Raw genomic sequence first — 26,946 nt, 5'->3', positions numbered from 1 at the left:
CGCCCTCGCTACCCTTGACTGGTGTCCACCGAAGCCTTGCCCGACCTGTCCGCCTACGACGCCGTGCTCTTCGACCTGGACGGCGTGCTGACCCCGACCGCCGAAGTCCACATGCACGCATGGCAGACCATGTTCGAGGCGCTGTTCGCCGCCTGGGACATCACGCCCCCGTACACCGAACGCGACTACTTCGACCACCTCGACGGCAAGAAGCGCTACGACGGCGTCGCGAGCCTGCTGCGCTCGCGCGACGTCGAGGTGCCGTGGGGTGACCCGTCCGATCCCGTGACGGCCGACACCGTGTGCGGCATCGGGAATCGCAAGAACGTGGTGTTCGAGACGGTCCTGCGCGACGAGGGCATCGCCCCCTACCCTGGCTCCCTCGCCCTGCTCGACGCGCTCGCCGCGGCCGGCACCCCGGTCGCCGTCGTGTCGAGTTCGAAGAACGCCGAGGAGGTGCTCGCCGTCGCCGGCATCCGCGACCGGTTCGCCGTCGTGATGGACGGCGTGATCGCCGAGCGCGACCACCTCGCCTCCAAGCCCGCTCCCGACGTCTTCGTCGAGGCCGCGCGCATGCTGGACGTCGACCCTGCGCGCAGCGCCGCCGTCGAGGACGCCCTCAGCGGCGTGGCCTCGGCTGCGGCGGGCGGGTTCTCGCTCGTCGTGGGCGTCGACCGCGGTGCAGGAGAGCAAGCCCTGACGGATGCCGGAGCCCACGTCGTCGTCGACGACCTGGCCGAGCTCGTCCCCGCCGTCGCCACCCCGACCCGCCCCGAGGAGACCACGCCATGATGGATCGCGACCGGTTCCCCGTCGACCCCTGGCGCCTCGTCGAGACGGTGTGCGATTTCGAGGACAGCGGTGTCACCGAGACGCTGTTCGCGGTCGGCAACGGCTACCTCGGCATGCGCGGCAACCACCCCGAGGGGCGTCAGTCGCACGAGGACGGCACGTTCATCAACGGCTTCCACGAGACGTTCCCCATCCGCCACGCCGAGCAGGCGTACGGATTCGCCGAGGTCGGGCAGACGATCGTCAACGCCCCCGACGCGAAGGTGATGCGGGTCTACGTCGACGACGAGCCGCTGTCGCTCGACGTCGCCGACGTGCGCGAGTACGAGCGCGTGCTCGACATGCGCGACGGCGTGCTGCGCCGTCATGTGCTGTGGACGACGCCGTCGGGCAAGGACGTGCGCATCGAGTACTCCCGGCTGGTGTCGTTCGAGGAGAAGCACCTGTCGGTCATGACGGTGGACGTGACGGTCCTGAACGCCGACGCGCCGGTCACCGTCAGCTGTCAGCTGATCAATCGTCAGGACGGCGAGGACGTCTACGGCGGCACCCCGACCGCGCCCAAGAAGGCGGGCTTCGACCCGCGAAAGGCGGAGCGCATCCAGGAGCGCGTGCTGCAGCCGCAGGAGTACTGGCAGGACGGCCTGCGGTCGGCGCTGTCGTACCGCGTGACCGAGTCCGGCATGACGCTCGCCGTCGTCGCCGACCACCTGGTCGAGACCGACAACCCGTACTCGGCACGCACACTCATCGAGCCCGACATCGCGAAGAACGTGTTCCGGGTGCAGGCGAAGGCCGGCGTCCCGATCCGCGTGACCAAGCTCGTGAGCTACCACACGTCGCGCGGCGTCCCGGCGCGCGAACTCGTCGACCGCTGCCGTCGCACCCTCGACCGGGCCCTCACCCTGGGCGTGGACACGGTGGCGACCCAGCAGCGCGAGTGGCTCGACGGGTTCTGGGAGCGTTCCGACGTGAAGATCGGCGGGCACGATGACCTTCAGCAGGCGACGCGCTGGTGCCTGTTCCAGCTCGCGCAGGCGTCGGCGCGCGCCGACGGCCAGGGCGTGCCCGCGAAGGGGATGACCGGCTCCGGGTACAGCGGTCACTACTTCTGGGACACCGAGATCTACGTGCTGCCGTTCCTCGCATACACGACGCCGCTGTGGGCGCGCAACGCCCTGCGCATGCGCTACCTCATGCTGCCGGCGGCCCGCAAGCGCGCGTTCCAGCTGAACGAGCACGGCGCGCTGTTCCCGTGGCGGACGATCAACGGCGAAGAGGCGTCCGCGTACTACGCCGCGGGCACGGCGCAGTACCACATCAACGCCGACGTCTCGTATGCGCTGGCCAAGTACATCCGTGCCACGGACGACACCGAGTTCCTCTACCGCGAGGGCGTCGACATCGCCGTCGAGACGGCGCGACTGTGGGCGACGCTCGGCTTCTGGCGCACTGTCGAAGGTGCGGGCGAGGAGACCTTCCACATCCACGGCGTGACGGGTCCCGACGAGTACACGACGGTCGTCAACGACAACCTGTTCACGAACGTCATGGCCCGCTTCAACCTGCGCTTCGCCGCGCGCACCGTGCGCGAGATGGCCGAGGTCGACGGCGAGGTGTACCGGCGGATGGCCGACCGCCTCGGACTCGACCCCGCCGAGCCCGAGGGGTGGGAACGTGCCGCCGAGGCGATGCACATCCCGTTCAGCCCGGATCTCGGCATCCACCCCCAGGACCATGTCTTCCTGGAGCGCGAGATCTGGGACCTCGAGAACACGCCGCCCGACAAGCGGCCGCTGCTGCTGCACTTCCACCCGCTGGTCATCTATCGCTACCAGGTGCTCAAGCAGGCCGACGTCGTGCTGGCGCTGTTCCTGCAGGGCAACCACTTCTCCGACGAGGACAAGCTCGCCGACTTCGAGTACTACGACCCGCTGACCACGGGCGACTCGACCCTGTCGGCGGTGGTGCAGGCGATCCTGGCCGCAGAGGTCGGCTACCAGGACCTCGCGCTCGAGTACTTCCGGCAGTCGATCTTCGTCGACCTCGCCGACCTGCATCACAACGCGGCGGACGGCGTGCACGTGGCGTCGGCCGGCGGCGTGTGGACGGCGCTGGTGTCGGGCTTCGGCGGCATGCGCGACCACTTCGGCGAGCTGTCGTTCGACCCCCGCCTGCCCGCCGACTGGCCCGAGCTGTCGTTCGTGCTGCACTGGCACGGCACCCGGCTGCAGATCACCATCACGCGCGACGAGCTGCGCGTCGCGGCATCCGATGGTGATCCCGTCGGATTCAGCGTGCGGGGGACGGGGTACGTCGTCGGAGCCGGCGAAGAGGTGTCCGTGCGGCTCGAGGGGCAGGGCCCGGTGATCCCCGGCAGGCCCACCCTGGGCGAGCTGACCGAGGTGCAGCGCGAGGACGGCTCGTACCTGTCGGCGTCTGTGCCGACGGTGACAGCGTCGATCCCGATCGTCATCGGCGCGGCCGACATCGAGGAGGGCGCCGACGCGTGAGGACGCCCGCTTCGATGTCGTCGCCACGCCGTAGGCTGTCCTCGTGACCACCGCCCTCTATCGCCGCTACCGACCCGAGTCGTTCGGCGAGATGATCGGCCAGTCGCAGGTCACCGAGCCGCTCATGACCGCGCTGCGCGGTGATCGCGTCGGGCACGCCTATCTCTTCTCGGGTCCGCGCGGCTGCGGCAAGACCACGTCTGCGCGCATCCTCGCCCGGTGCCTCAACTGCGCACAGGGGCCCACCGACACCCCGTGCGGCACCTGCGACAGCTGCGTCGAGCTGGGTCGCGGCGGCGGCGGGTCCCTCGACGTCGTCGAGATCGACGCGGCGAGCCACAACGGCGTCGACGACGCCCGTGACCTCCGCGAGCGGGCCGTCTTCGCCCCGGCGCGCGACCGCTTCAAGATCTTCATCCTCGACGAGGCGCACATGGTGACGCCGCAGGGCTTCAACGCTCTGCTCAAGCTCGTCGAAGAGCCGCCCGACCACGTCAAGTTCATCTTCGCCACGACCGAGCCCGAGAAGGTCATCGGCACGATCCGCTCGCGCACGCACCACTACCCGTTCCGGCTGGTGCCGCCGGGGGCCATGCTGTCGTACGTCGAAGAGCTGTGCGGGCAGGAAGGCGTCGAGGTCGAGCAGGGTGTGCTGCCGCTCGTGGTCCGCGCCGGCGGCGGCTCGCCGCGAGACACGCTGTCGCTGCTCGACCAGCTGATCGCAGGTTCCGAAGAGGGCAAGGTCCGCTACGAGCGTGCCGTGGCCCTCCTCGGCTACACGCATGCCGAGCTGCTCGACGAGGTGGTCGACGCGTTCGCCGCAGGCGACGCGCAGGCCGCGTTCTCCGCCGTCGACCGCGTCGTGCAGACGGGGCAGGATCCCCGCCGGTTCGTCGACGATCTGCTCGAGCGGCTGCGTGACCTCATCGTCGTCGACGCGACGGGCGATGGCGCGGCCGCGGTGCTGCGCGGAGTCTCCGCCGAAGACCTCGAGCGCATGAAGGGCCAGGCCGCCTCCTTCGGCACCGTGCGTCTCTCGCGCACGGCTGACCTCGTCATCGCCACGCTCGACGACATGACCGGCGCCACCTCGCCGCGCCTGCAGCTCGAACTCATGGTCGCGCGAGTGCTGGCCAGGGGAGCGGATGCCGCGGCCCCGACGGCGGCCGTCGGCGCGCCCGCCGCTGCTGCTTCCGCGCCGGCCGCCGCAGTTCCCTCGGCCGCGGCGCCTGCTCCCGCGCCCGCCGCTCCCGCGGCCACCGCTTCCGCTGTTCCCGCGGCCACCGCTCCCGCGGCCACCGCTCCCGCGGCAGCGTCCGCACCGACGGTGACGACGACGGCCCGCGGGACCGATGCGGTGATGGCGCCGTCCGCACCCCCCGCGTCCGCACCCCCCGCGTCCGCTGCAGCCGCCTCCGCAGCCGCGCCCGACCCGACCCTCGCGCCTGAGTCCGCCGCAGCCGTGCCGACGCCCGCCGCGGCCCCCCCGGCGCCGACTCCGGCTGCCGCGACCCCGCCCGAGCCGGTCGCCGCGCCGGCGCCGGCACCTGACGCGCCCGTCACGCTCGAGCGCATGCGCGCTGCGTGGCCGCAGGTGCTCGGCCGGCTCGAAGACATCAGCCGCACGTCGTGGCTGCTCGCCTCGAATGCCGAGGTCGCCGGTCTCGACGATGACGTGCTCACCCTCGCCTTCGCCAGCCAGTCCGACGTCGCCAAGTTCAAGCAGCGGGCGGCGGGCGGCGGGCCGAGCGAAGACCTGCGTCAGGCGATCCTGGCGGTGCTCGGCATCCGGGTGAAGTATCTGGCCAAGCACGACGGCGGCGATTCGGCGCCGCGCGGGCAGGGGTCAGCCCCGGCCGCCCCGCCCGCCTCCTCCCGTCCCGCTCCGGCACGTGCCGCCGCGCCGGCGGCCGCCGCTCCGGTCACCGAATGGGCCGTGGCCCCGATCCCGACCGACGCCGACGCGCCGCCGCCCGACCCGGGTCCGCCGGCGGCGTTATCCGCCGGGCAGTTCGCGGTCGACGACGAGCCCGAAGACGCCGCCGCACGGTCGCGCATCGCGACGCTGGCTCCGGTCCGCGAGGGCGAGGTGCTCCGCGCCGCCGACGTCGAGCCGTCGATCGAGCCTGACGACGACGAAGAGGAAGACGTCCCGACGGATGCCGCGGCCGACGTCCCGGTTCCGCCGGTCGTCGCACCGCCGCTGCCCCCGGTGGTGGCGACGCGCAACGACGGCGTCCAGCGCTATGGCGAAGCGGTGGTGCGCCAGATGCTCGGCGCGACGTTCGTGCGCGAAGAGCCCTACGAGCCGCCGACGAGGTTCAGCTAGCCCATGTACGACGGGATCGTCCAAGACCTCATCGATGAATTCGGCCGCCTGCCGGGCATCGGCCCCAAGTCGGCGCAGCGCATCGCGTTCCACATCCTGCAGACCCCGAACTTCGATGTGTCGCACCTTGCGCAGCTGCTCGCCGAGGTGCGCGACAAGGTGCGCTTCTGCGAGGTGTGCGGCAACGTCTCCGAGCAGGACCGCTGCTCGATCTGCCGCGACCCGCGACGCAACCTCAGCCTCATCTGCGTCGTCGAAGACGCGAAGGACGTGGCGGCCATCGAGCGCACCCGTGAGTTCCGTGGTCTCTACCACGTGCTCGGCGGCGCGATCAGCCCGATCGCCGGCATCGGCCCCGATGACCTGCGCATCACCCAGCTGATGCAGCGCCTCGCCGACGGCACCGTGCAGGAGGTCATCCTGGCGACGAACCCCAACCTCGAGGGCGAGGCCACGGCGACCTACCTCAGTCGCCTGCTGAACACCCTCGAGATCAGCGTCACGCGCCTGGCGTCGGGCCTGCCCGTCGGTGGCGACCTCGAGTACGCCGACGAGGTCACGCTCGGCCGCGCCTTCGAGGGCCGGCGCTCGGTCTGAGGCCTGGGGGCGTTCTTCACGCACCTCAGCGGCCGGGTGCGCCGGGCGACGATCGGTATCCGAAGTCCGCGGTACGTTGGCAGTCGCGTGCGTCGCGGTGCGGCCGGGCACCCTGCACTCTGGAGCGATGAAAGAGGCGACGTGAACGGCACCATTCAGCGATTCGACGCCCGGGCGTGGGTGCTCTTCGCGATCATGGCGGTGGTCTGGGGCGTCCCGTACCTGTTCATCAAGGTCGCGGTCGACTCGTACTCGCCCGCGGCGGTGGTCGCGGGCCGAACGCTCGTCGGCGCGCTCATCCTGCTCCCGTTCGCCCTGCGTCAGAAGGCGTTGCGCCCCGCGTGGTCGAAGATCGGCTGGGTGCTCGCCTTCGGCGCGATCGAGATGGCCGGTCCGTTCCTGCTGCTCGGCCACGCCGAGCAGACCCTCCCGTCCGGATTGACCGGCCTCCTCGTGGCAACGGTGCCGCTGTTCGCCGCGCTGATCGCGTTCGGCGGCGGAGACCGCTCGGTGCTGAAGCCCGCCCGGGCGATCGGGCTCGTCGTCGGCTTCGCCGGCGTCGCCGTGATCGTCGCCGGGCCCGGGCTGGCGATCGAGGGCGGAGGAGGGCTGCTCGCCGTCGGCGAGATCCTGCTCGTCGCGATCCTCTACGCGATCGCCCCGTTCATCATCGCGCTCAAGCTGAAAGACGTGCCGGCGCTCGGAACGATCACCCTCGCCCTGTTCGCGGTCGGCGTCTTCTACCTGCCGATCGGAATGCTCACACAGCACGAAGTGCCGACGATCGACGCCACGCTCGCGCTCATCGCCCTCGGCGTCGTGTGCACGGCTGTCGCGTTCATCGTGTTCTTCGCTCTCATCGCGCGCGTCGGTCCGGTGCGCGCCCCGCTGTTCACCTACGTGAACCCTGTGGTGGCGATCCTCCTCGGCACGATCATCCTCGGCGAGAGCCTGACGCTGGGACTGCTCCTCGGATTCCCGCTCGTGATCCTCGGATGCTGGCTCGCCGCCACCGGCGGCACCATCCGCCCCCGCGACCGTGAACCCGAACCCGAGGTCGAGGCCGAGGCCGAGCTGCCTCCCGTCGCGCCCGGCTGACCGGCTCACCCGTCACATGGCCGGTCCGGAATCGGCGCGTCCGTAAGATGGAGGCTCGGGTGCGGCATCCGATCGCTCCTGTCAGGCTTGTGTGCCGCACGGCGGCACTTCGGGGAGTTCCACGTGGCGCTGATCGTCCAGAAGTACGGCGGGTCGTCGGTCGCGGATGCCGAGAGCATCAAGCGCGTCGCCAAGCGCATCGTCGATGCGCGTCGTGCCGGGCACGACGTCGTCGTCGCGGTGAGCGCCATGGGCGACACCACCGACGAGCTGCTCGACCTGGCGGCGCAGGTGGCGCCGATCCCGGCTCCGCGTGAACTCGACATGCTGCTCTCCAGCGGCGAGCGCATCTCGATGGCGCTGCTGGCGATGGCGATCCACTCAATGGGCTTCGAGGCGCGGTCGTTCACCGGCTCGCAGGCCGGCATGATCACGACGGCCGACCACGGATCGGCTCGCATCGTCGACGTCACCCCGATCCGCCTCCGCGAAGCGCTCGACGAGGGCGCGATCGTCATCGTGGCCGGCTTCCAGGGCTTCAACCGCGACACCCGCGACATCACCACGCTCGGCCGCGGCGGCTCCGACACCACGGCCGTCGCCCTCGCCGCGGCGCTCGACGCCGACGTGTGCGAGATCTACAGCGACGTCGACGGCATCTTCACGGCCGACCCGCGGGTCGTGCCGAAGGCCCGCAAGCTCGGCGTCGTCTCGGCGGAGGAGATGCTGGAGCTCGCCGCCAACGGTGCGAAGGTGCTGTACATCCGCGCCGTCGAGTACGCCCGCCGTCACGGCGTCCTGATCCACGCGCGTTCGACGTTCAGCTCGAGCGTCGGCACCTACGTTCTCGGCCCGGGGATGACGCTCCCCGACGGCGCAAAGGGAGAAGACATGGAAGAGCCGATCGTCGCCGGAGTCGCGACCGACCTGAGCCAGGCCAAGATCACGGTCATCGGCGTGCCCGACGTGCCGGGAAAGGCCGCCGAGATCTTCAAGGTGATCGCCAAGTCCGGCGCCAACGTCGACATGATCGTGCAGAACGTGTCGGCGGCGGCGACGGGTCGCACCGACATCTCCTTCACGCTTCCCAAGACCGACGCGGCCACCGCGCTGAAGGCGCTCGCCGGCGACCAAGCCGAGATCGGGTTCGAGAGCCTGGTGCACGACGACCAGATCGGCAAGCTGTCGGTCGTCGGCGCCGGCATGCGCACGCACTCGGGCGTGTCCGCGACGCTCTTCGAGGCGCTCAGCGTCTCGGGCATCAACATCGAGATGATCTCGACGTCCGAGATCCGCATCTCCGTGGTCGTGCGCGGCGATGATCTCTCCGAAGCCGCGCGCGTGGTGCACACCGCGTACGGTCTCGACGGCGACATCGAGGCCGTCGTCCACGCCGGCACCGGCCGCTGACGCCGCTGCCGGAGCATCCGTCGCCGCAGCCTGTGCCCCTGAACGGTGAGCCGGCCGGTGTCCTGAAGACCGGCCGGCAGAGCGATCAGCTGCGCTCGGACTCGCCGAGGAGCCCCGCGACGAGTGCGTCGACGACGTCGTCGGTGGGACGATCGGGATCGATCGACACGGTCAGCCGATCGAAGATGAGCCCTTCGATCGCGTAGTGGAACAGGGCGATCTCGAACTCGTCGCCGGGCAGCCCCGCGGCCCGGTTGAACGCCACATCGGCGGCGAAGCCGGCGCGCATCCACGTGCCGAGCGCGGCGGCGATCGACGGGGAGCGGGCGCCCTCGAGGCGGAGCGTGAACAGCGCGAGGGTGACCTCGCGGTCGTCGGTCAGGCGCCGCACGATGTCGCGCGTGTAATCGGCGAACAGCGTGCGGTCGGGCGTGCGATCGGCCCATGCCTCCTGCATGGCGGGGTCGGGCGCGAGCCGCTCCCCGATCCGGTCGACGAGCGCGCCGACGAGGTCGTCGCGACTGCGGAAGTAGTTGGACGCGGTGCCGACGGGAACCCCGGCGCGCGCATCCACCGCCCGATGCGTGAGCCCGCGCATCCCTTCCGCCGCCAGCACTGCGATTCCCGCGTCGGCCAGCCTGCGCCGACGATCGTCGTTCCGAGCCATGGCGGAAGACTAGCGCAACCACGACAGATGTCGTAGTCTTCAATCACTACAGCTGTCGTGAAAGAAGGCATGATGCGAGAACTGATCTACTACGTCGCGGTGTCGCTCGATGGGCGCATCGCATCGCCGACCGGCGCGTTCGATGCCTTTCCGGTCACCGGCGACCACTTCGACGTCATCTATGAGGAGTGGGCCGACACCGTGCCCGCAGCGGCGTACGACGCGCTCGGGCTGTCCGGTCCGCGCGGACGCTTCTCGACGGTCCTGATGGGCTGGAACACGTATGCCGCAGGCTTCGAGTTCACCGATGATCCGTATCCGCACCTCGATCAGATCGTGTTCTCGCGCAGCCACTCGGCGAGCGACACCACGAGCGTGCGGGTCACCGCGGACGACCCGCGCGAAGTCGTCGCCGACCTCAAGTCGCAGGACGGATCCGACATCTGGCTGTGCGGCGGGGGCGACCTCGCCGCACAGCTCATGGGCCAGATCGATCGGCTGGTGCTCAAGGTGAACCCGTTCGTCTTCGGTGACGGCATCCCGCTCTTCGCGGGGGAGTGCGACCCGATGCCGTTCGACCTCGTCGCCACACGCAACTTCGCCTCCGGCGTCCTCATCAACGAGTACAACCGCCGGTGAGCCTCGCCGCCGCGCCGCCGCGCCGTCGCGCCGGCGCCCGCCCAGGGTGGGATGGCGGAAATCGCGCGATCCTCGTCGGTCGCGGGCGGTAACACCGGGGCGACCGCGTCGGAGCGGCCGGTAGAATCGCCGAAACGCCAGCGCAGGTGTGCCCTTCTGGGCCGCGCGCGGCCCGCGACATCCAAGGATCCCTCATGACCCGCATCTCCGATTCAGGACTCTCCGTCGCCGTCGTCGGCGCCACCGGCCAGGTCGGCACCGTGATGCGCGAGATCCTCGTCGAGCGTGACTTCCCGATCCGCGAGCTGCGCCTGTTCGCGACGGCCCGCTCCGCCGGCACGGCCGTCGAGTTCAAGGGCGAGACCGTCATCATCGAGGATGTCGCCACCGCCGACCCCTCGGGCATCGACATCGCGCTCTTCTCGGCCGGCGCCACGGGCAGCCGCGCGCACGCCCCGCGCTTCGCGGAGGCCGGTGCCCTCGTGATCGACAACTCGAGTGCCTGGCGCATGGACCCCGAGGTGCCGCTCGTCGTCAGCGAGGTCAACCCCCACGCGATCGCCGAGGCCAAGAAGGGCATCGTCGCCAACCCCAACTGCACCACGATGGCCGCGATGCCGGTGCTCAAGGTGCTCCACACCGAGGCCGGCCTCGAGCGCCTGATCGTGTCGACGTACCAGGCCGTCAGCGGCTCGGGTCTCGCGGGCGCGCAGGAGCTCCTCGGCCAGGTCGAGGGCGTGCTCGCGCAGGGCCACACGCTCGACCTCGTGCACGACGGTGCGGCGGTCGACTTCCCGCAGCCCGAGAAGTACGTCGCCCCGATCGCCTTCGACGTCATCCCGCTCGCCGGCAACCTCGTCGACGACGGCCTGAACGAGACCGACGAGGAGAAGAAGCTCCGCAACGAGAGCCGCAAGATCCTCGAGCTGCCCGACCTCCGCGTCGCGGGCACGTGTGTGCGCGTGCCGGTCTTCACCGGGCACTCGCTGAGCATCCACGCCGAGTTCGCCCGCGACATCACGCCCGAGCGGGCGCGCGAGGTGCTGGCGTCGGCGCCGGGCGTCGTGCTCGAGGAGGTCCCCACCCCGCTGCAGGCGGCCGGCAACGACCCGAGCTACGTGGGTCGGATCCGCGCCGATCAGTCCGCGGCCGAAGGCAAGGGACTCGTGCTGTTCATCTCGAACGACAACCTGCGCAAGGGGGCCGCCCTCAACGCCGTGCAGATCGCCGAGGTGGTCGCGGCGTCACTCGGTGCGAAGGCCTGAGCCGCGGCATCCGCTCGCTTGATGGTCGCGCAAGAACAGCCGTTCTTTCGCTGTGAGAGCCCGTCCGCGGTCGGTGGTCCTTTCGGCGCGAACTAGAATCGTCGGGTGACCGAAACGCCCGACGCCCTCCCCAGCCCCGACGACAGCGACATGCCCGAAGGCACTGTCGACGTTCTGCTGATCGGTGGCGGGATCATGAGCGCGACGCTCGGCACCCTCCTGCAGGAGCTGCAGCCGACGTGGAAGATCGCGGTCTTCGAACGGCTCCACGACGTTGCGCTCGAGAGCTCGAATGCGTGGAACAACGCCGGCACCGGCCACGCCGCGCTGTGCGAGCTGAACTACACGCCAGAGGGCAAGGACGGCTCGGTCGACCCCGCGAAGGCGATCGCCATCAACGAGCAGTTCCAGCAGAGCCGTCAGTTCTGGTCGAAGCTCGTCGATGAGGGTGTGCTGGATGCGCCGTCGACGTTCATCAACTCCACGCCGCACATGACGTTCGTCCGCGGCGAGAAGGACGTCGCCTTCCTCAGGAAGCGCTACGAGGTGCTTCGCGAGCAGCCCCTGTTCGCCGGCATCGAGTACAGCGAGGACTCCCGCGTCATCAACTCCTGGGCGCCGCTTCTGATGCAGAAGCGCCGCAAGGGCGAGCCGTTCGCGGCGACGCGCGTGCCGGCCGGCACCGACGTCGACTTCGGTGCCCTGACGCGCCAGCTGTTCGACCACCTCGCCGAGAACGGCGCCGACGTGCGCACGAACACCGAGGTGCGTCGCCTCAAGCGCCTCGGCGACGGTTCGTGGCGCGTGAAGTACCGCCGCTCGATCGGCCGCACCCCGGGCGAGATCCGTGCGAAGTTCGTCTTCGTCGGCGCGGGCGGCTGGGCGCTCAAGCTGCTGCAGCGGTCGGGCATCCCGGAGATCTCGGGCTACGGCGTCTTCCCGATCGGCGGCCAGTTCCTCAAGACCACCAACCCGGCACTCGTCGCGCAGCACAAGGCGAAGGTGTACTCGCAGGCGCCGGTGGGCGCGCCGCCGATGTCGGTGCCGCACCTCGACACGCGCGTCGTCGACGGCGAGGCATCCCTCCTCTTCGGGCCGTTCGCCACCTTCAGCCCCAAGTTCCTCAAGAACGGCTCGCTGTTCGACATCGTCGGCCAGGTGCGTCCGGGAAACATCGGACCGATGCTGAAGGTCGCGTGGGACAACCCGTCGCTCATCACGTACCTGGTCGGCGAACTGGTGAAGGACCACGCCAAGAAGGTCGACAGCCTGCGCACGTTCGTGCCCACCGCCAAGGACGAGGACTGGGAGCTCATTCAGGCCGGCCAGCGTGCTCAGGTCATGAAGAAGGATCCCGAGAAGGGCGGCGTGCTGCAGTTCGGCACCGAGGTCATCACCGGCGCCGACGGCTCGATCGCCGGCCTGCTGGGCGCGTCGCCGGGCGCGTCGACGGCGGTGTCGATCATGCTCGGCCTGCTGAAGACGTGCTTCCCCGACCGGATCGACGGCTGGGAGCCGCGCCTGCGCGAGCTCATCCCGAGCTTCGGTGAGACCCTCAACGCCCGTCCCGACGCCGCCGAAGAGGTGCTCAGCGAGACCGCCGAAGCGCTCGCGCTCACCGCCTAGTCATCCGCCCGCCCCGCGAGCGCGCGTCCTGACGCGGGCGACCGAGCCTGCTGCCCCTATCGTGGGGACATGGGGCATCGGGGACGCCTGACGTCGACGACGGTCGCGCTGACGATCATCGTCGTGGGCGCCGTCCTCGCCGCAGTGCTCGCGCTGGTCGTGACCCGTCCGGCAGGTGAGCCTGCCGCAGTGGCCGGACGCGGGGGCGAGCGCGGTGCGGAGGCGGCCTTCCGCGCCCAGGCGGCCGGTTCGGTCGACGACTTCACCTTCGACTCGTTCGAGGCCGACTACTGGCTCGCCCGCGCCGCCGACGGAAACAGCAGGCTCGTGACGACCGAGACGATCGTCGCCCGGTTCCCCGAGTTCGACCAGAACAAGGGCATCGTGCGGGCGCTGCCCCGCACGGGCAGCGGTGTCGACCTCGGCACCGCCGTGCTGGACGTCACCGCCGCCGACGGAGCCCCGATCCCGTGGTGGACGGAAGGCGACGAGGACTGGGTCTACGTGCTCACCGGCGACGACGACTACGTGCGCGGCGCGCAGACCTACGTGATCACCTACCTGCAGCACGACGTCGTGCTGCGTTACGACGACACCGACGCCGACGAGTTCTATTGGGACACCGTGGGCACCGACCACGCGCAGCCCTTCGGCGAGGTGAGGGCGCGGGTGCACATCGCCGGGGACGCGGCATCCGGTCTCCTCGAGGGTCGTGCCTTCTGCTACACCGGACCGGCCGGATCGACCGAGCAGTGCGACATGGCCGGCCCGACGCCCGACACCGGCTGGCCCGACGTCGCGTCGCTGTGGCTCGAACTGCCCATGACGGACGAATCGGATGCCGCGGCCGTCGCCTTCACGGCCGCCGACCAGAACCTCGGGCCGGACGAGAACGTCACCCTGGCCATCGGGTTCGCGCAGGGCACGTTCGCCGCGCCGTCGCCGCCTCCGCCCCCGCCGTACCCGTGGTGGCAGTGGATCCTCCCCGCACTCGCCCTGCTGGCCGGTGTCGGTGGGCTCCTGTTCATCCTGGTGGTCGGCGTCGCGGCACGGCGCAATCCCGATGACTCGCCCGTCGTGGTGCAGTACGCACCGCCACCCGACGAGTCGGTCACGCTGTCGGCGGGCGTCCTCGACGTGCCCGAGCGCGCGCTCGCCGCCCACGTCGTCGACCTCGCGGTGCGCGACAAGATCGAGATCCGTGCGACCGGCGACCGCGACGACCCCGAGGACTTCCACCTCGTGCTGATCGAGCGCGAGGGGCTCCAGCAGGACGACCGTCGCGTGATCGACACGCTGTTCGGCAAAGGGGCCGCCGCCGGCGCCGACGTCGATCTCGGAGCGTTCGCTCGCAAGCCACCCAGTCGCGCGGTCACGTATGTGCGTCGCATCGACACGTTCACCACCCAGCGCGGCTATCGCGCACCGCTGCCGTCCTGGATCAAGACGGTCCGGGGCGCCGTGCAGACCAGCGGGCTGGTGCTCGCGCTGCTGCTCATCTTCGTCGGAGACGGCTCGTGGGAGGTGCTCGCGCCGCTCGGCGCCGCAGGCACCCTCATCTACATCGCCGCCATTGCCAGCGGATTCTTCGCCGGCTTCGCGCTGCCGCTCTTCTCGACGCCGAGCACGGTGCTCACGCGCGCCGGCGGCACGCACCGCACCTACCTCGACGGGATCCGTGCCTACCTGCGCCTGGCGGAAGAGGATCGCCTGCGGGCGGCCCAGTCGCCGCAGACCGCCGATCTCGTCTCCGCGGGGGTGCGCCCCTACGGCGACGCGCCCAACGTGCCGGGTGCCGACGTCGTGAACGTGTACGAGCGTCTCCTCCCGTACGCGGTGCTCTTCGGCATGGACCGCGAGTGGGTCGCGGTCATCCGCAATGCGGCGCCGGTCGCCGTCGGCGCCGTGCCGCTGTTCGACGCGGTGACGTCGCACGCGCTGTCGGATGCCTCGCGGTCGATCGGCCGGCTGGCGGCCACCCCCGTCTCCAGCGGGCGCTCGAGCGGCGTCCGCTCGTCGTCGGGGTCGAGCTGGTCGTCGTCGGGCGGCTCGTCGGGTGGCGGGTTCTCGGGCGGCGGCGGTGGCGGCGGCGGATTCGGCGGTCGCTGACTTCCGTAGACTCGCCGGGTGGCAAAACTGTACTTCCGCTACGGCGCGATGAACTCCGGCAAGTCGACGTCGCTGTTGCAGGCCGCCTACAACTATGAGGAGCGCGGTCAGCACGTCCTGCTCGCCAAGCCCGAGATCGACACCAAGGGCGCCGACCAGATCGACAGCCGATTGGGAGTCAAGCGCACGGTCGACTTCCTGATCACCCCTGACGCCGACCTGAGGGCACTGTTCGCCGAGTACCGGGCGAAGGTGCGGGCACGGGCCGAGGACGCCCTCATCCCGGAGTCGACCGCGACCGGCGCAGCCCCCGATGTCGCGTGCCTGCTCATCGACGAAGCGCAATTCCTCACCCCGGCTCAGGTGGACGATCTGCTGCGCATCGTGGTGCTCGATCGGATTCCGGTCCTGGCATACGGCATCCGCACCGACTTCCAGACGCAGGCGTTCCCGGGCTCGCGCCGGCTGCTCGAGCTCGCCCACAGTCTCGAAGAGCTCAAGACGATCTGCCGGTGCGGCCGGAAGGCGCTGTTCAACGCGCGTCTCGTCGGCGGGTGCTTCGTCTTCGACGGCGATCAGGTCGCGATCGACGAGCTGTCGGCCGACCGTGTGACGTACGAGTCGATGTGCGCGGAGTGCTACCTGCGGGAGTCCGGGGGGCGCATCGCGGGCTCGTGACTCCCGCGTAGGCTGGGTTCATGCGCGCACTTCTCGCCGGCGGCGCCGGTTATGTCGGGGCCCACACGGCCGTCGCCCTGCTCGAGGCCGGCCACGAGGTCGTCCTCCTCGATGATCTGAGCAACGCCTCCGCTGCCGCCGCCGACCGCGTGGCGCAGATCACGGGTCGTGCGGCGCCGCTCGTGGTGGGAGACGCCGCCGACGACGACGTGCTCGCCTCCGTCTTCGACGCGCACGGCCCGTTCGACGCGATCGTGCACCTGGCGGCGTTCAAGGCCGTCGGAGAGTCGACGCAGAAGCCGCTCGAGTACTACGACAACAATCTCAACACGACGTTCGCCCTGCTGCGTGTGGGCATCGCGCGCGGCATCCGCTCGTTCCTCTTCTCGAGCACCGGAACGGTCTACTCCGACCCGGCCGACCTGCCGTTCACCGAGGAGTCGAAGACGAGCGTCGACCTCTCGAACGCGTACAGCAAGTCCAAGCGCATGAACGAGGTGGTGCTCGCCGACGTCGCGCGGGTGAACCCCGACCTCGACGTGACGGTGCTGCGCTACTTCAACCCGGTCGGCGCGCACCCGAGCGGGCTCATCGGCGAGGACCCCAAGGGTATCCCGAACAACCTCATGCCGTACGTCCAGCGTGTGGCGATCGGCGACCTGGACCGCGTCGGCGTGTTCGGCACCGACTACGACACGCCTGACGGCACCGGGCTGCGCGACTACATCCACGTCGTCGACCTGGCCGAGGGGCACGTCGCCGCCCTCGAGAAGGGCGCGCCCGGCTACGCGGTGTACAACCTCGGCACGGGGGAGCCCGTCAGTGTGCTGCAGCTCATCGCGTCGTTCGAGAAGGCCGTGGGGCGCGAGTTCCGCAAGGAGATGCTCGCCCGTCGCCCCGGCGACGTCGCCGCGACCTACTGCGACCCGTCGAAGGCCGAGCGCGAGCTCGGCTGGAAGGCCAAGCTCACCATCGACGACGCATCGCGCGACGCGTGGAAATGGCAGTCGCAGAACCCGCGGGGGTTCGAGGGCGACTGACGCTCGAGGGCTGTCGGAACGTCAGGCCGTCTTGGGTGCCTCCGACGTGCCGCGCCGCCGCGCGGGAAGCGGGATGAGCATCGACGTCGAGCGCTTGTAGTCGGCGTACGCGGGATACTTCGACGCCGTGATGGACTCGGTGAAGATCGTCGAGCCGATGAAGAGGACGGTCAGCAGCGCGGCGCCCGCGATCGTCCAGTTGAGCGCTCCGCCCCACACACCAAGCCCCGCCGCGACGGCCGCCGTCGCGCCGATCGCGTAGAACGCCCACCACTGCGCCTGCTCGAAGAAGAAGTTGGGGTGGCGGCTGTAGGTGAACATGCCCGTGGTGAGGAAGCCGGGCTCGAGCGTGCCGCCGGCAGCCTTCTTGGCCCGGTGGAACTCCCACTGCTGCTGGTCCGCGACGAACTCGCCGACCAGGAACGCGGCGAAGAGCGCGGCGAACGCGGCATCCCATCCCGTGAAGGGGAGTGGATGCTGGAACGCGACGTACGCGGGAAGCGTGATGAGCACGAGCAGCGCGTTCTGGTACAGCACGATGAAGAGCAGGTTGAAGACCTGGAACTGCCAGGGCTTCATGCGGCCGCGCAGGATCGCCCAGCGGTAGTCCTCCATGCCGGTGTAGCCGCCCTTGCGGGCGAAGTTGAACGTGAGGCGCGCACCCCACGCCGTGACGAGCACGGCCATGACGATGAGGCGGGTGGGATCGACGCCCGCGGCGATGCCGGCGACCGCGAAGATCCAGACGTACACGACCGGGACGACCGACCACAGGCGGTCGACCCACGAGGTGTCCTTCGTGATGAGGGACGCGATCCAGCAGAAGGCGCAGGCCACGCCCGCGACGATGATGACGAGGAGGAGCGGATCCATGCGGTCAGGGTAGCGCTTGAACGTGGTCGGACCACAGGTTAGTGTGGTCTGACCATAGGAGGCGACCGTGACCGAGACCCGCGCATGGCAGCTTGTGCTCGAACGCATCGAGACCGATCTGCTCGACGGCAGACTCCGACCCGGCGATCGCCTCCCTCCCGAGCGGGAACTCGCGACGACGCTGGGCGTCGGGCGCTCGAGTGTGCGCGAGGCGCTGCGGGTGCTCGAGGTCATGGGGCTCATCCGCACCGGGACGGGCTCCGGCCCTTCGTCGGGCGCGATCATCATCGCCACGCCCCGGGGTGGTATGTCGGCGCTGCTGCGCCTGCAGGTGGCGGCACAGGGCTTCCCGCTCGACGACGTCGTGCGCACGCGCCTCGTGCTCGAGTCCGCCGTCGTCGAGACGCTCGCCTCCGACCCGGCGCGCGACACGAGCGCTGCGCGCGCCGTAGTCGACGCCATGGACGCCGGCGACCTCACCCCCGCCGAGTTCCTCGCGCTGGATGCGCAGCTGCACCTCGCGCTTGCCGAGGCATCCGGCAACGTCGTCATCGCCGCGATGATGGCGGGCCTGCGGACGGCGATCGAGTCGTACGTGCAGGCGGGGGCGGAGCAGATCTCGGAGTGGGACGCCGCGGCCGCGCGGCTGCGCACCGAGCATCGCGCGATCATCGACGCGATCGACGCGGGCGACGCGGGCGCGGCCGGCAGCCTCCTCCACGACCACATCACCGGGTACTACGCCGACGCCGGTCTCGCCCGCGTCAGCGACTGACGTCGTCACCCCGCGACCCAGATGGAAGGCACCCCCATGGTTCAGCGTCAGCTCCCGAATCCCATCGAGCTGCTCGAGTTGATGCAGTTCAAGAAGCCGGAGCTCAATGGGCGTACGCGTCGGCTGCAGTCGGCGTTGACGATCTATGACCTGCGTGCGATCGCGAAGCGGCGTACGCCGAAGGCGGCGTTCGACTACACCGACGGGGCGGCGGAGGGGGAGCTGTCGCTGGCGCGGGCGCGGCAGGCGTTCGAGGACGTCGAGTTCCATCCGGGGGTGCTGCGTCCGGTACCTGAACTGGACACGTCGGTGGAGGTCCTGGGGGGCCCGAGTGCGTTGCCGTTCGGTATCGCACCGACCGGGTTCACCCGGTTGATGCAGACCGAGGGCGAGGTGGCGGGGGCGGCGGCGGCGGGGACTGCCGGGATCCCGTTCACGCTGTCGACGCTCGGCACCACGTCGATCGAAGGGGTGAAGGCGGCCAACCCGGACGGGCGGAACTGGTTCCAGCTGTACGTGATGCGCGACCGGGAGATCTCGTATGCGCTGGCGCAGCGGGCGGCGGCATCCGGGTTCGACACTCTGCTGTTCACGGTGGACACGCCCGTGGCGGGGGCGCGGCTGCGTGACAAGCGCAACGGGTTCTCGATTCCGCCGCAGCTCACCGTCGGCACGATCGTGAACGCGATCCCGCGGCCGTGGTGGTGGTTCGACTTCCTCACGACGCCGAAGCTGGAGTTCGCGTCGCTGTCGTCGACCGGTGGCACGGTGGGGGAGCTGCTCGACGCCGCGATGGACCCGACGATCAGCTACGACGACCTCGCGGTGATCCGTGACCTGTGGCCGGGCAAGATCGTCGTCAAGGGGGTGCAGACCGTCGAGGACTCGGTGCGGCTCGTCGACGCGGGGGTGGACGGCATCGTGCTGTCCAACCACGGCGGCCGTCAGCTGGACCGCGCGCCGATCCCGTTCCACCTCCTCCCGAAGGTCGTGAAGGAGGTCGGCGAGGACGCCACCGTGATGATCGACACCGGCATCATGAACGGCGCCGACATCGTCGCGTCCATCGCGCTCGGAGCGAAGTTCACCCTCATCGGCCGCGCCTACCTCTACGGGCTCATGGCCGGCGGCCGGCAGGGCGTCGACCGCACCATCGCGATCCTGCGCAGCGAGATCGAACGCACCATGAAACTCCTCGGCGTCGCCACCCTCGCCGAGCTCCAACCCCGCCACATCACGCAACTGCAGCGGCTGATTCCCGTCGGCTCGCCGTCCGTGCCGGCCCGCACGCCGCGGACGACCCAGGCGGCGGCCAAGACAACCGCACGGGTGAGTGCGGCGAACGGGTCACGCGCGGCGAACCCTGCGCCGCCCGACATCGAGGTCACCGGCGGCTGAGGATCACGGCGGCGGGCCAGCGCTGCTCGTCTAGCCTCGTACTCCGTCAGAGGGTCGGGCGCTCGGGGAGGGTCGGGATGAGCGCCTCGAGGAACCTCGCGGTGTCTTCCCAGCCGTCGACCGCATGGCACGTCACGCCCATCGCGAGCACGGGGTAGTCGTTGCCGTCGGGGTCGAGCCGATCGCCGACGAAGAGCATGTCGTCGAGCGAGATGCCCGTCTGCTCGGACAACTGGCGCATACCGTACGCCTTGTCGATGCCGCGGTGGGTGATGTCGACCGACGTCGAGCCGCCGGAGCGCACCTCGAGGTCGGGGATGCGTTCGGCGACGGCAGCGCGCAGGAGGCTCTTCTTCTCGCCGGTGGGGTCCCACGCCGTCTTGGCGTGCAGCGGCGCGCGCTGGCCGAGCGCCGAGAAGGTGATCTGCGAGCCGCGGTCCTCGAGGATGTCCCCCCAGGTCTCGGCCTCCCAGAGTCCGAGACGGCGCGCCTCGCCCTCGACGGCCGCGAGCGCGCGCGTCTTCTGGTCATCGGTCAGGCTGTGCGCGTAGACCGTCGTCACGCCGTCCTCGGTGAGGCGGTAGTACTGCGTTCCGCAGGTGGGCAGCAGGTGCAGTCGCGAGATCGCAGTGGGGGAGGCATCCGGAAGCCGGTCGACGACCTGTGTCGTGAACTGCGCGAGCTGACCACCCGAGATGATCGCGACCTCGACCCGCTCCGCGAGCGCGACGAGCAGTTCGCCGATGCGCGGGTCGATCTGGCTCTTGGAGGGGGCCAGGGTGTCGTCGAGGTCGAAGGCAACGAGGAGCGGCGAGCTTCCTTCGGTCACGTCGGTCTCCTTGCTGGACTCATGGAAGAGGCTCCGCCTTCCGGCGGAGCCTCTTGTCGGTCGGGGTGACAGGATTTGAACCTGCGGCCTCTTCGTCCCGAACGAAGCGCGCTACCAAGCTGCGCCACACCCCGATTTCCAACCCCCCGAGTCTACCCGATGGCGGAGGGTGCTCCGAACCGCCGTCGTCGAGGATACGCGAACGCGGTCGCCCCCAGGGTGAGTGCGGTGACTCCGGCAGCCGCGATCGTGCGGAGCGTATCGGGCTGCATCCCCGTCAGCGCGAGGCCCGGGCCGCCCGACGGCGTCGCCGGCGGCGACGCGGGCGGGGGAGCGGTCACCGGGGGGACGAGCGTCGGGGTGGGGGTCGGTTCCGGGGTGGGCGTGGGTTGCGGCGTGGCCGTCGCTTCCGGGGTCGGCGTGGGCTCGGGAGTGGGCTGCGGTGTGGGCGTCGGCGCCGGGACGATGGTCGAGGTCTCGTCGGGGATGCCGCAGGCGCCGAGGTGGACGACCGCTCCCTGGGCGTCGAGCGCCCGCTCCTGCCAGTAGTAGGTGCCCGCGGCGGCGATCGGTGGTGAGGTCACGGTGACCTCTCCCGGCGCGGTGACGCGCTGAAGCGGGGATTCCCACACCAGCCGCTCATCCGCGCACGTCTCGCCCGCCGCCACCCCTTCCTGGGCTCGATAGAGCGCCGAACCGACGTCGAGCCCCTCCGGCGGCAGCGGATCGCCCACGATGATCGTGTCGCTCACCGTTTCGCCTGCCGACGCCGATGCCTGGGCGCGCGAAGAGACATCCGGCACCATCGTCATCTGGGTGGCGACGCCGAACCGCTCCTCCCACAGGTAGTCCTTCGGCAGCCGCAGCGCGTGGGCGTCGGGCTGAGCAGAGGCGGCGATCCTCCACACGGCGACATAGAAGCCCGGTTCGTCCGCCCTCCACGTGGACGTCACGCGGTGGGCCTTCCGCGGCCCGACCGACGGGTCCGTGACGAGCTCGAGCTCGCCCACGGGCTCCGCGGAGGCAGGCGCTCTTGCGCCCTCCTTCGGCTCCGCCCGGGTGCGGTAGACGGTGGCCGTCGCCCGCAGCGGCAGATACGACCCGCGCGCGGTGCGCGGCCACTCGCCGTCGGCGACGCGGACGGTGACGTCGTCGATGAACGGCCCGCCCGCGATGTAGGCAGCGATCACCTGGGTCGAGATGACCGGGGAGAAGCCGGATGCGCGCGGCGCGGCATCCCTCCCCGTCACCGTGACAGACACGCGCCCGCCCGGTCCAGCGGTGTCCTGTCCGCCGGACGTGGTGAAGTGCCGGACGGCGGCAGCGATGCCGGCCTCGAACCGCCCCGACCCCGTCACGGTGTGCGGACGGCCCGGCTTGCCCGCCGCGGAGCGGACCGCATACGCGACGTCCGGCTTGGCGCCGGTCAGGGTGGCGGCACCGGTCTGGGCGAACACAGCGCCCTTCAGTGTGAGCGTGCCCCGCGCAGCGCTCGCCGGGGTGCGCACGGTCACGGTCCCGCGGGTCGGGTCGGCGGGGTCGGTCGTGAACGCGAGCTCCCCGCGCGGCGCAGGCGGCACGCGCACGCGGCGTGCCTCTTCGTAGTACGCGACGGCACGCTTCTGGATCTCGGCGTTGTGGCGAGGCGACAGGGCCGAGAACGTCCAGTTGACGGCACCGGCGAGCGAGTCCCCGCGATACCCGTAGTGGTGCAGTGCGGCATCCCAGTCGGCGATCGCCTTCACCGCCCATGCGACTGACGCGGCCTGCACCGGATCGTCGGTCTGACCGTAGACGGTGACGAGGTGGTTGATGCCCGCGAGCTGCTGGGGGCTCGGACCGCGCACGGACGTGCGCACGCCGAGGTCGGTGGTCGGCCCGGTCGGCGCCGGAGCGCCGGGCAGGATGCAGTACGTGTGGACGCCGCCGACCATCATCGAACCGTGCCAGCCGTACGCCGACACGGGCTGCCAGGAGCCGAACCCGGCTCCGCGCGACGCCGCCTGCGCCGGGCTCGCCGGCAGGAGCACCATCGCCGCGATCACGGCCACGATGAGAGCCAGGGTGAGCGGGGCACCGCGCAAGCGGGCGAGCGGGACGTGGTCCATGTCGACTCCCTTTTTCGAGACGTCGACGATCCTCCGCGCTGACGGCACCGTGCGATCGGCCACTGGGCGTCACTGTGGTGAAGCAGGCGCTCCGAGAGGCTGGGGAGGAGGCGGCATTGTGTGCCGCGCCCGACCGGGCCGGAGCGCCTGACCGGGCCGAGCGTCAGCCTGCGGCGGTGAGGGTGATGAGGGAGGCCTCGGGCCGGCACGCGAAGCGCACCGGAGCGTAGATGGAGTGGCCGAGGCCGGCGCTCACGTTGAGCGGGACGGTGCGATCGAGCCGCGTCCATTCGCTGAGCCCGCGCGCCTGTCGCAGCGGGATGTCGCAGTTGGCGACGAGCGCCGCGGGGGAGCCCGGGATGCGCACCTGCCCGCCGTGCGTGTGCCCGGCGAAGATCATGTCGGCGCCGAGGTCGACGAAGTCGTCGAGCACGCGGCGGTAGGGGGCGTGCGTGACGCCGATCATCGGCACGGTGGAGTCTTCGTCGCGCAGCCCCTCGATCAGCTCGGGGAGCACGTCCAGGCGATCCCAGCCGCGATGGGCATCACTGACTCCGAAGGCGTCGATCCGCCGGCCGGCGACGTCGAGCGAGCCGACCGAGTTGTTGAGGTCGAGCCAGCCGAGCTCGTCTGCCAGGTAACCGTCGAGCGCCTCGTTGTCGAGCGGCTCCTCCGGCGCATTCACCCCGCTCGTGGAGGGACCGACGAGGTACTTGAACGGGTTGCGCGGCGAGGGTGCGATGTGGTCGTTCGATCCATGCACGAACGCGCCGGGGATGCCTCGCAGCGGGTCGAACGCGGCGCGCAGTCCGCGCAACCCGTCCTCATGGCCGATGTTGTCACCCGTGTTGATGACGAGGTCGGGTTCCAGGTCGACGAGGGCGGCCATCCAGCGCTGCTTGCGACGCTGCCACGGCGCCATGTGCGCGTCGGACAGATGCAGCACACGCAGCGGGACGGAGCCGGCTGGAAGGATCGGCACCTCGTGGAACCGCACGGTGAAGAGATATCGCTCGATGGCGATGCCCCAGATCGCCGCCGCCACGCCGACCGCCCCCACTGCGCCGAGCGCGGTGAGGGCGGTGCGTGGAGCGCGGGGCGACACTAGTCGTTCCCGCGACCGCTCTTGCAGTCGGGGGCGCCGTAGTTCACGCTGATCGACGAGTTGCGGTTGATCACGCTTCCGGCCTTCGGGTCGGTGTTGATCACACGACCCCCTCCGCCCGCGTCGGCGTCGGTCTTGCATCGACCGGCCTGCACGTTGCCGAATCCGGACTGGCGCAGCTCTGCGATCGCTCTGTCGAGACTCATGCCGCTCACATCGGGCACGCTGATGCCCTGTCCATTGCTGGGGCTGATCGTGACGGTGGTTCCGCCCGCCACCTTGCCGGGGCCGGGGTTCTGTTCCGCGACCAGGCCCTTCTGGACATCGGAGCTGACCGCCTTGCCGACGACCGCATCGAACCCGGCATCCCTCAGCTTGGCGGTGGCCTCGTCGACCGTCATGCCGCGCACGTCGGGCAGATCGGTGAGCACGAAGCGCGTCAGCTCGGCGTCCGCCTGGGCGAACTGGCCGCCACCGTAGGCGGCGTTCGCGGCGGACTGGGTGCGCTTGACGAGCTGGTACCGGACGTCGGACAGGCGATTCCCGTTCGGCCACGAATGGAAGACGTCACCGCCGCCGTCGGCGTTGCCGACCCACGCGAGGGTGGCGACCTTGGTGCTCGACTCGACGAGCCAGGTCTGGATCTCCTCGTGCGTCCCGGTCTTGCCGATGAGCGGCGTGCCGTCGTAGGGATTGCCGCCGGCGCCGGTACCGCCGTTCATGACGCCCTGCAGGGCGTAGGCGGCCGTCGCCGCGACCTTCGGCTCGAGCACCGGGGTGCAGCTGCGCTCCGGTTTCGGCAGATCGTTCCCGTCCGCGTCGGTCACACGGTCGATCGCCTGCGGCTGGCAGTAGACGCCGTTGTTGGCGACCGTGGCGTACGCGCCGGCCATCGCCAGCGGCGAGACCGGGTTCGTGCCGATGACCGAGTTCAGGTTGGTCATGGCGACCTCGTTGCCGTTCGCCTGCGTCACGCCCATGCGAGTCGCGACCTTCTTGATGTCGCAGAGGTCGAGCTTCTCGGCCATCGCGAAGAAGCCGGTGTTGGTGGACTGTGCGGTGAACCGCATCGGCGTGGACACCATGCCGCCCTGGCCGCCGAAGTTCTTCACGATGACGTTGCCCTCGTTGTACCAGTCGCCCTCGCACGAGTTCGTCATCTTCTTGAAGACGCGCGTCGTGCCGTTGAGCGTCTCGTTGACCGAGTGGCCCTTCTCGAGCCAGTCGATCAGCGTGAAGAGCTTGAACGTCGATCCGGCGGGGAAGCCTCCCGATCGGCCGTACGTGGTGTCGCCGGCGAAGACCAGAGAGGCGTAGTTGGGATCGCCGGCGACCGAGGCGTCCTCGCTGAACTTCGTGTTCTGGGCGATCGCCAGGATGCGACCCGTCGTCGCCTCCACGCTGACCACGGTCGATCCCAGGCGGCCCTTCGAGGGGACGGTGCGACCGGTGGGCATGTCGAAGGAGGACGGGACCAGCTCGCCCATCGCGCTCTGCGCGGCAGACTGCACGCGCGAGTCGAGGGTCGTGTAGACGTTCAGCCCGCCCCGGGACAGGAGTTCCCGTCGCTCTTCCTCGGTCTCGCCGAACGCGGGGTCGTTGAGGATGACGTACTTGACGTACTGGCAGAAGTACGCGGCACCGCCGGCCGCCTGGCAGCCGGGTTTGGTGGGCTTGATCGCCGGCGTGATCGGCCAGGCCGCGGCTTCGACGTACTGCTCGCGCGTGATCTTGCCGTCGTCCAGCATGCGGCTCAGCACGTACAGCTGGCGCACCTTGGTCGAGGTGTAGCCGTCGGCGGCGGCGAGGCGCTGCTCTTCGGTGATCTCACCCGACTTCACGAGGGCGTCGAGCACGCGGATGTTCGCGCCCTCGTCGATGACGCCGTCGGGCGCCTTGTTGAAGGCGGTGCCGTCCGATCCGAAGATCGACCCGCCGGGCTTGTCGATGCGGTAGTTGTTCGGGTTCTGCACCATGCCCGCGAGCGTCGCCGCCTGCGCGATGGTCAGCTTCGCCGCGGTGGTGCTGAAGTAGTACCGAGCGGCAGCCTCGACGCCGTACGTCGTGCCGCCGAAGTTGGCGATGTTGAAGTAGCCGAGGAGGATCTCCTCCTTCGAGTACTTCTGCTCGAGGGCGATCGCGTAGCGCATCTCCTGCAGCTTGCGCATGTAGCCTTCGTCGTCCTTCGCGGTGGTCGCGGCGACCCAGCAGTCCTGAAGGGCCTGCTCCCGCGTGATCTGGACGATCTCGCCGTTCTCGTCTTCTTCCTCGTGCGCTTCGGCGTTCTGCTCGCACTTCTGGATGAGGACGTTCTTGACGTACTGCTGGCTGATCGTCGATCCACCCTGCGTCTCGCCGCCGCCCTGCGCGTTCGACAGGATGGCGCGGGTGGTGCCGATGAGGTCGACGCCGCCGTGCTGGAAGTACCGCGGGTCCTCACTGGAGAGGATGGCGTCGTACATGACGGGGGAGACCTGGTCGTACGTGACCGGCGTGCGGTCCTGCTCGAGGAACTTGGCCAGCAGAACGGGCTTCTTGGTCTCGGGATCGGTCGCATAGAAGTTGCTGGGCAGCATCAGATCATCGATCTCGAGGACGCTGGGGAGATTGTCGAACATCGTGATGGCGCTGGTCGCAGCGGCACCCGACAGAGCGATCGCGGGGGTCACCGTAGCGGCGACCAGAACACCCGCGACTGCGCTGAGGCCGACGACGCCCGTGATCCCACCGAGCACACCGCTAGCCGTTCGTTTGTTATCAGGCATAGGGTTGATCGTAAGGGAATTACCTGGGCGATTCCCTGACGGACGTGCGCCCACGCGGGTGTTTCCCAGTCTTCACCAGCCCGTTTCCGCTCGCCGACTCGAGGAGCCGCGATGACGACGTGGGAGTATCTCACCACGCCCCTTCTGATCCATAACACCGCCGCGATCCTCAACAACTGGGGCAAGCAGGGCTGGGAGCTCGTGCAGATCGTGCCGGGCCCCGAAGGAGGCCTCGTGGCGTATCTCAAGCGTCCGGTCGGCGGTGGCGCCCAGAATTCCGGACTGGATGCCGCGGCCCAGGCATCCCAGCAGTTCGAGGGGAACTGATCC

At 70.0% G+C, this 26,946-nt stretch carries 21 protein-coding genes and 1 tRNA gene; 15 read left to right on the top strand and 7 right to left on the bottom strand.

The genetic code is table 11. The features are described 5' to 3' along the window. The first annotated feature begins 18 nt into the window (after positions 1 to 18). From ACFC1W_RS02020 to ACFC1W_RS01995, 6 genes are all read left to right on the top strand, one after another. A complete protein-coding gene (locus tag ACFC1W_RS02020; RefSeq protein ID WP_375991370.1) occupies positions 19 to 792 on the top strand; it encodes an HAD family hydrolase in 774 nt (257 codons plus the stop codon). Further along, entirely contained in the window at positions 789 to 3,305 is a 2,517-nt protein-coding gene (locus tag ACFC1W_RS02015; RefSeq protein ID WP_375987985.1) for a glycoside hydrolase family 65 protein, read from the top strand. Before ACFC1W_RS02020 ends, ACFC1W_RS02015 begins: the two co-directional genes overlap by 4 nt. 43 nt (positions 3,306 to 3,348) lie before the next feature. Beyond that, positions 3,349 to 5,634: a DNA polymerase III subunit gamma and tau gene (locus tag ACFC1W_RS02010; protein ID WP_375987982.1), complete on the top strand. Its 2,286-nt coding sequence runs from the start codon at positions 3,349 to 3,351 to the stop codon at positions 5,632 to 5,634. Between the two features lie 3 nt (positions 5,635 to 5,637). Further along, the gene (gene recR, locus ACFC1W_RS02005; protein ID WP_375987979.1) at positions 5,638 to 6,231 is read left to right on the top strand and encodes a recombination mediator RecR; all 594 of its coding nucleotides are present in this window, start codon (positions 5,638 to 5,640) and stop codon (positions 6,229 to 6,231) included. Between the two features lie 141 nt (positions 6,232 to 6,372). Further along, positions 6,373 to 7,329: a DMT family transporter gene (locus ACFC1W_RS02000; RefSeq protein ID WP_375987976.1), complete on the top strand. Its 957-nt coding sequence runs from the start codon at positions 6,373 to 6,375 to the stop codon at positions 7,327 to 7,329. A gap of 123 nt (positions 7,330 to 7,452) precedes the next feature. Then, positions 7,453 to 8,739, top strand: coding sequence for an aspartate kinase (locus ACFC1W_RS01995; RefSeq protein WP_375987973.1), 1,287 nt, complete (start codon positions 7,453 to 7,455; stop codon positions 8,737 to 8,739). Positions 8,740 to 8,824: 85 nt separating this feature from the next. Here the strand turns inward: ACFC1W_RS01995 and ACFC1W_RS01990 are convergent, their stop codons facing one another. Further along, the gene (locus ACFC1W_RS01990; protein WP_375987970.1) at positions 8,825 to 9,406 is read right to left on the bottom strand and encodes a TetR/AcrR family transcriptional regulator; all 582 of its coding nucleotides are present in this window, start codon (positions 9,404 to 9,406) and stop codon (positions 8,825 to 8,827) included. A gap of 72 nt (positions 9,407 to 9,478) precedes the next feature. Between ACFC1W_RS01990 and ACFC1W_RS01985 the strand changes: the two genes are divergently transcribed. From ACFC1W_RS01985 to galE, 6 genes are all read left to right on the top strand, one after another. Continuing rightward, positions 9,479 to 10,045: a dihydrofolate reductase family protein gene (locus ACFC1W_RS01985; RefSeq protein ID WP_375987967.1), complete on the top strand. Its 567-nt coding sequence runs from the start codon at positions 9,479 to 9,481 to the stop codon at positions 10,043 to 10,045. A gap of 194 nt (positions 10,046 to 10,239) precedes the next feature. Beyond that, on the top strand, positions 10,240 to 11,310 hold the full coding sequence (locus ACFC1W_RS01980) for an aspartate-semialdehyde dehydrogenase (protein ID WP_375987964.1): 1,071 nt from the start codon (positions 10,240 to 10,242) through the stop codon (positions 11,308 to 11,310). A 150-nt stretch (positions 11,311 to 11,460) separates the two neighbouring features. After that, complete coding sequence (locus tag ACFC1W_RS01975) at positions 11,461 to 12,936, top strand: malate:quinone oxidoreductase (protein ID WP_375991367.1); 1,476 nt, start codon at positions 11,461 to 11,463, stop codon at positions 12,934 to 12,936. 69 nt (positions 12,937 to 13,005) lie between these two features. After that, entirely contained in the window at positions 13,006 to 15,045 is a 2,040-nt protein-coding gene (locus ACFC1W_RS01970; RefSeq protein WP_375987961.1) for a DUF2207 domain-containing protein, read from the top strand. An 18-nt stretch (positions 15,046 to 15,063) separates the two neighbouring features. Then, positions 15,064 to 15,723, top strand: coding sequence for a thymidine kinase (locus ACFC1W_RS01965; protein ID WP_375987959.1), 660 nt, complete (start codon positions 15,064 to 15,066; stop codon positions 15,721 to 15,723). A 20-nt stretch (positions 15,724 to 15,743) separates the two neighbouring features. Continuing rightward, positions 15,744 to 16,763: a UDP-glucose 4-epimerase GalE gene (gene galE / locus ACFC1W_RS01960; RefSeq protein WP_375987956.1), complete on the top strand. Its 1,020-nt coding sequence runs from the start codon at positions 15,744 to 15,746 to the stop codon at positions 16,761 to 16,763. Positions 16,764 to 16,784: 21 nt separating this feature from the next. On the opposite strand, the gene ACFC1W_RS01955 is transcribed toward galE, so the two are convergent. Next, positions 16,785 to 17,636 (bottom strand): DUF1295 domain-containing protein, encoded by an 852-nt coding sequence (locus ACFC1W_RS01955; protein WP_375987954.1) that lies wholly within the window; start codon positions 17,634 to 17,636, stop codon positions 16,785 to 16,787. A 67-nt stretch (positions 17,637 to 17,703) separates the two neighbouring features. On the opposite strand from ACFC1W_RS01955, the gene ACFC1W_RS01950 reads away from it, so the two are divergent. Continuing rightward, positions 17,704 to 18,411, top strand: coding sequence for a FadR/GntR family transcriptional regulator (locus ACFC1W_RS01950; RefSeq protein WP_375987951.1), 708 nt, complete (start codon positions 17,704 to 17,706; stop codon positions 18,409 to 18,411). Positions 18,412 to 18,447: 36 nt separating this feature from the next. Then, a complete protein-coding gene (locus ACFC1W_RS01945) occupies positions 18,448 to 19,809 on the top strand; it encodes an alpha-hydroxy-acid oxidizing protein (protein WP_375987949.1) in 1,362 nt (453 codons plus the stop codon). A 46-nt stretch (positions 19,810 to 19,855) separates the two neighbouring features. On the opposite strand, the gene ACFC1W_RS01940 is transcribed toward ACFC1W_RS01945, so the two are convergent. The 5 genes from ACFC1W_RS01940 to ACFC1W_RS01920 all read right to left on the bottom strand — a co-directional run bounded on the left by ACFC1W_RS01940 (position 19,856) and on the right by ACFC1W_RS01920 (position 26,616). Further along, complete coding sequence (locus ACFC1W_RS01940; protein WP_375987946.1) at positions 19,856 to 20,638, bottom strand: HAD-IIB family hydrolase; 783 nt, start codon at positions 20,636 to 20,638, stop codon at positions 19,856 to 19,858. 60 nt (positions 20,639 to 20,698) lie between these two features. Further along, positions 20,699 to 20,772, bottom strand: a tRNA-Pro gene (locus ACFC1W_RS01935). An 18-nt stretch (positions 20,773 to 20,790) separates the two neighbouring features. Beyond that, entirely contained in the window at positions 20,791 to 22,746 is a 1,956-nt protein-coding gene (locus tag ACFC1W_RS01930; protein ID WP_375987943.1) for a hypothetical protein, read from the bottom strand. 163 nt (positions 22,747 to 22,909) lie between these two features. Next, positions 22,910 to 23,851, bottom strand: coding sequence for a metallophosphoesterase (locus tag ACFC1W_RS01925; protein ID WP_375987941.1), 942 nt, complete (start codon positions 23,849 to 23,851; stop codon positions 22,910 to 22,912). Next, a complete protein-coding gene (locus ACFC1W_RS01920) occupies positions 23,851 to 26,616 on the bottom strand; it encodes a transglycosylase domain-containing protein (protein ID WP_375987938.1) in 2,766 nt (921 codons plus the stop codon). Before ACFC1W_RS01920 ends, ACFC1W_RS01925 begins: the two co-directional genes overlap by 1 nt. A 111-nt stretch (positions 26,617 to 26,727) precedes the next feature. Here ACFC1W_RS01920 and ACFC1W_RS01915 point away from each other — a divergent pair, with 111 nt between their 5' ends. Further along, positions 26,728 to 26,943, top strand: coding sequence for a DUF4177 domain-containing protein (locus ACFC1W_RS01915; protein WP_241111096.1), 216 nt, complete (start codon positions 26,728 to 26,730; stop codon positions 26,941 to 26,943). Positions 26,944 to 26,946: the final 3 nt, after the last annotated feature.

Source organism: Microbacterium sp. NPDC056003 (assembly GCF_042274785.1).
Lineage (GTDB): Bacteria > Actinomycetota > Actinomycetes > Actinomycetales > Microbacteriaceae > Microbacterium.
This window is presented reverse-complemented; position numbering and strand designations above follow the sequence as displayed.

Excerpts from the sequence above, each read along its gene's own strand:
- ACFC1W_RS02015 (WP_375987985.1), top strand. The coding sequence starts at position 789 with ATGATGGATCGCGACCGGTTCCCCGTCGACCCCTGGCGCCTCGTCGAG.
- recR (WP_375987979.1), top strand. The coding sequence starts at position 5,638 with ATGTACGACGGGATCGTCCAAGACCTCATCGATGAATTCGGCCGCCTG.
- ACFC1W_RS01990 (WP_375987970.1), bottom strand. The coding sequence starts at position 9,406 with ATGGCTCGGAACGACGATCGTCGGCGCAGGCTGGCCGACGCGGGAATC.
- ACFC1W_RS01985 (WP_375987967.1), top strand. The coding sequence starts at position 9,479 with ATGCGAGAACTGATCTACTACGTCGCGGTGTCGCTCGATGGGCGCATC.
- ACFC1W_RS01980 (WP_375987964.1), top strand. The coding sequence starts at position 10,240 with ATGACCCGCATCTCCGATTCAGGACTCTCCGTCGCCGTCGTCGGCGCC.
- ACFC1W_RS01975 (WP_375991367.1), top strand. The coding sequence starts at position 11,461 with ATGCCCGAAGGCACTGTCGACGTTCTGCTGATCGGTGGCGGGATCATG.
- ACFC1W_RS01970 (WP_375987961.1), top strand. The coding sequence starts at position 13,006 with ATGGGGCATCGGGGACGCCTGACGTCGACGACGGTCGCGCTGACGATC.
- galE (WP_375987956.1), top strand. The coding sequence starts at position 15,744 with ATGCGCGCACTTCTCGCCGGCGGCGCCGGTTATGTCGGGGCCCACACG.
- ACFC1W_RS01955 (WP_375987954.1), bottom strand. The coding sequence starts at position 17,636 with ATGGATCCGCTCCTCCTCGTCATCATCGTCGCGGGCGTGGCCTGCGCC.
- ACFC1W_RS01945 (WP_375987949.1), top strand. The coding sequence starts at position 18,448 with ATGGTTCAGCGTCAGCTCCCGAATCCCATCGAGCTGCTCGAGTTGATG.
- ACFC1W_RS01930 (WP_375987943.1), bottom strand. The coding sequence starts at position 22,746 with ATGGACCACGTCCCGCTCGCCCGCTTGCGCGGTGCCCCGCTCACCCTG.
- ACFC1W_RS01920 (WP_375987938.1), bottom strand. The coding sequence starts at position 26,616 with ATGCCTGATAACAAACGAACGGCTAGCGGTGTGCTCGGTGGGATCACG.
- ACFC1W_RS01915 (WP_241111096.1), top strand. The coding sequence starts at position 26,728 with ATGACGACGTGGGAGTATCTCACCACGCCCCTTCTGATCCATAACACC.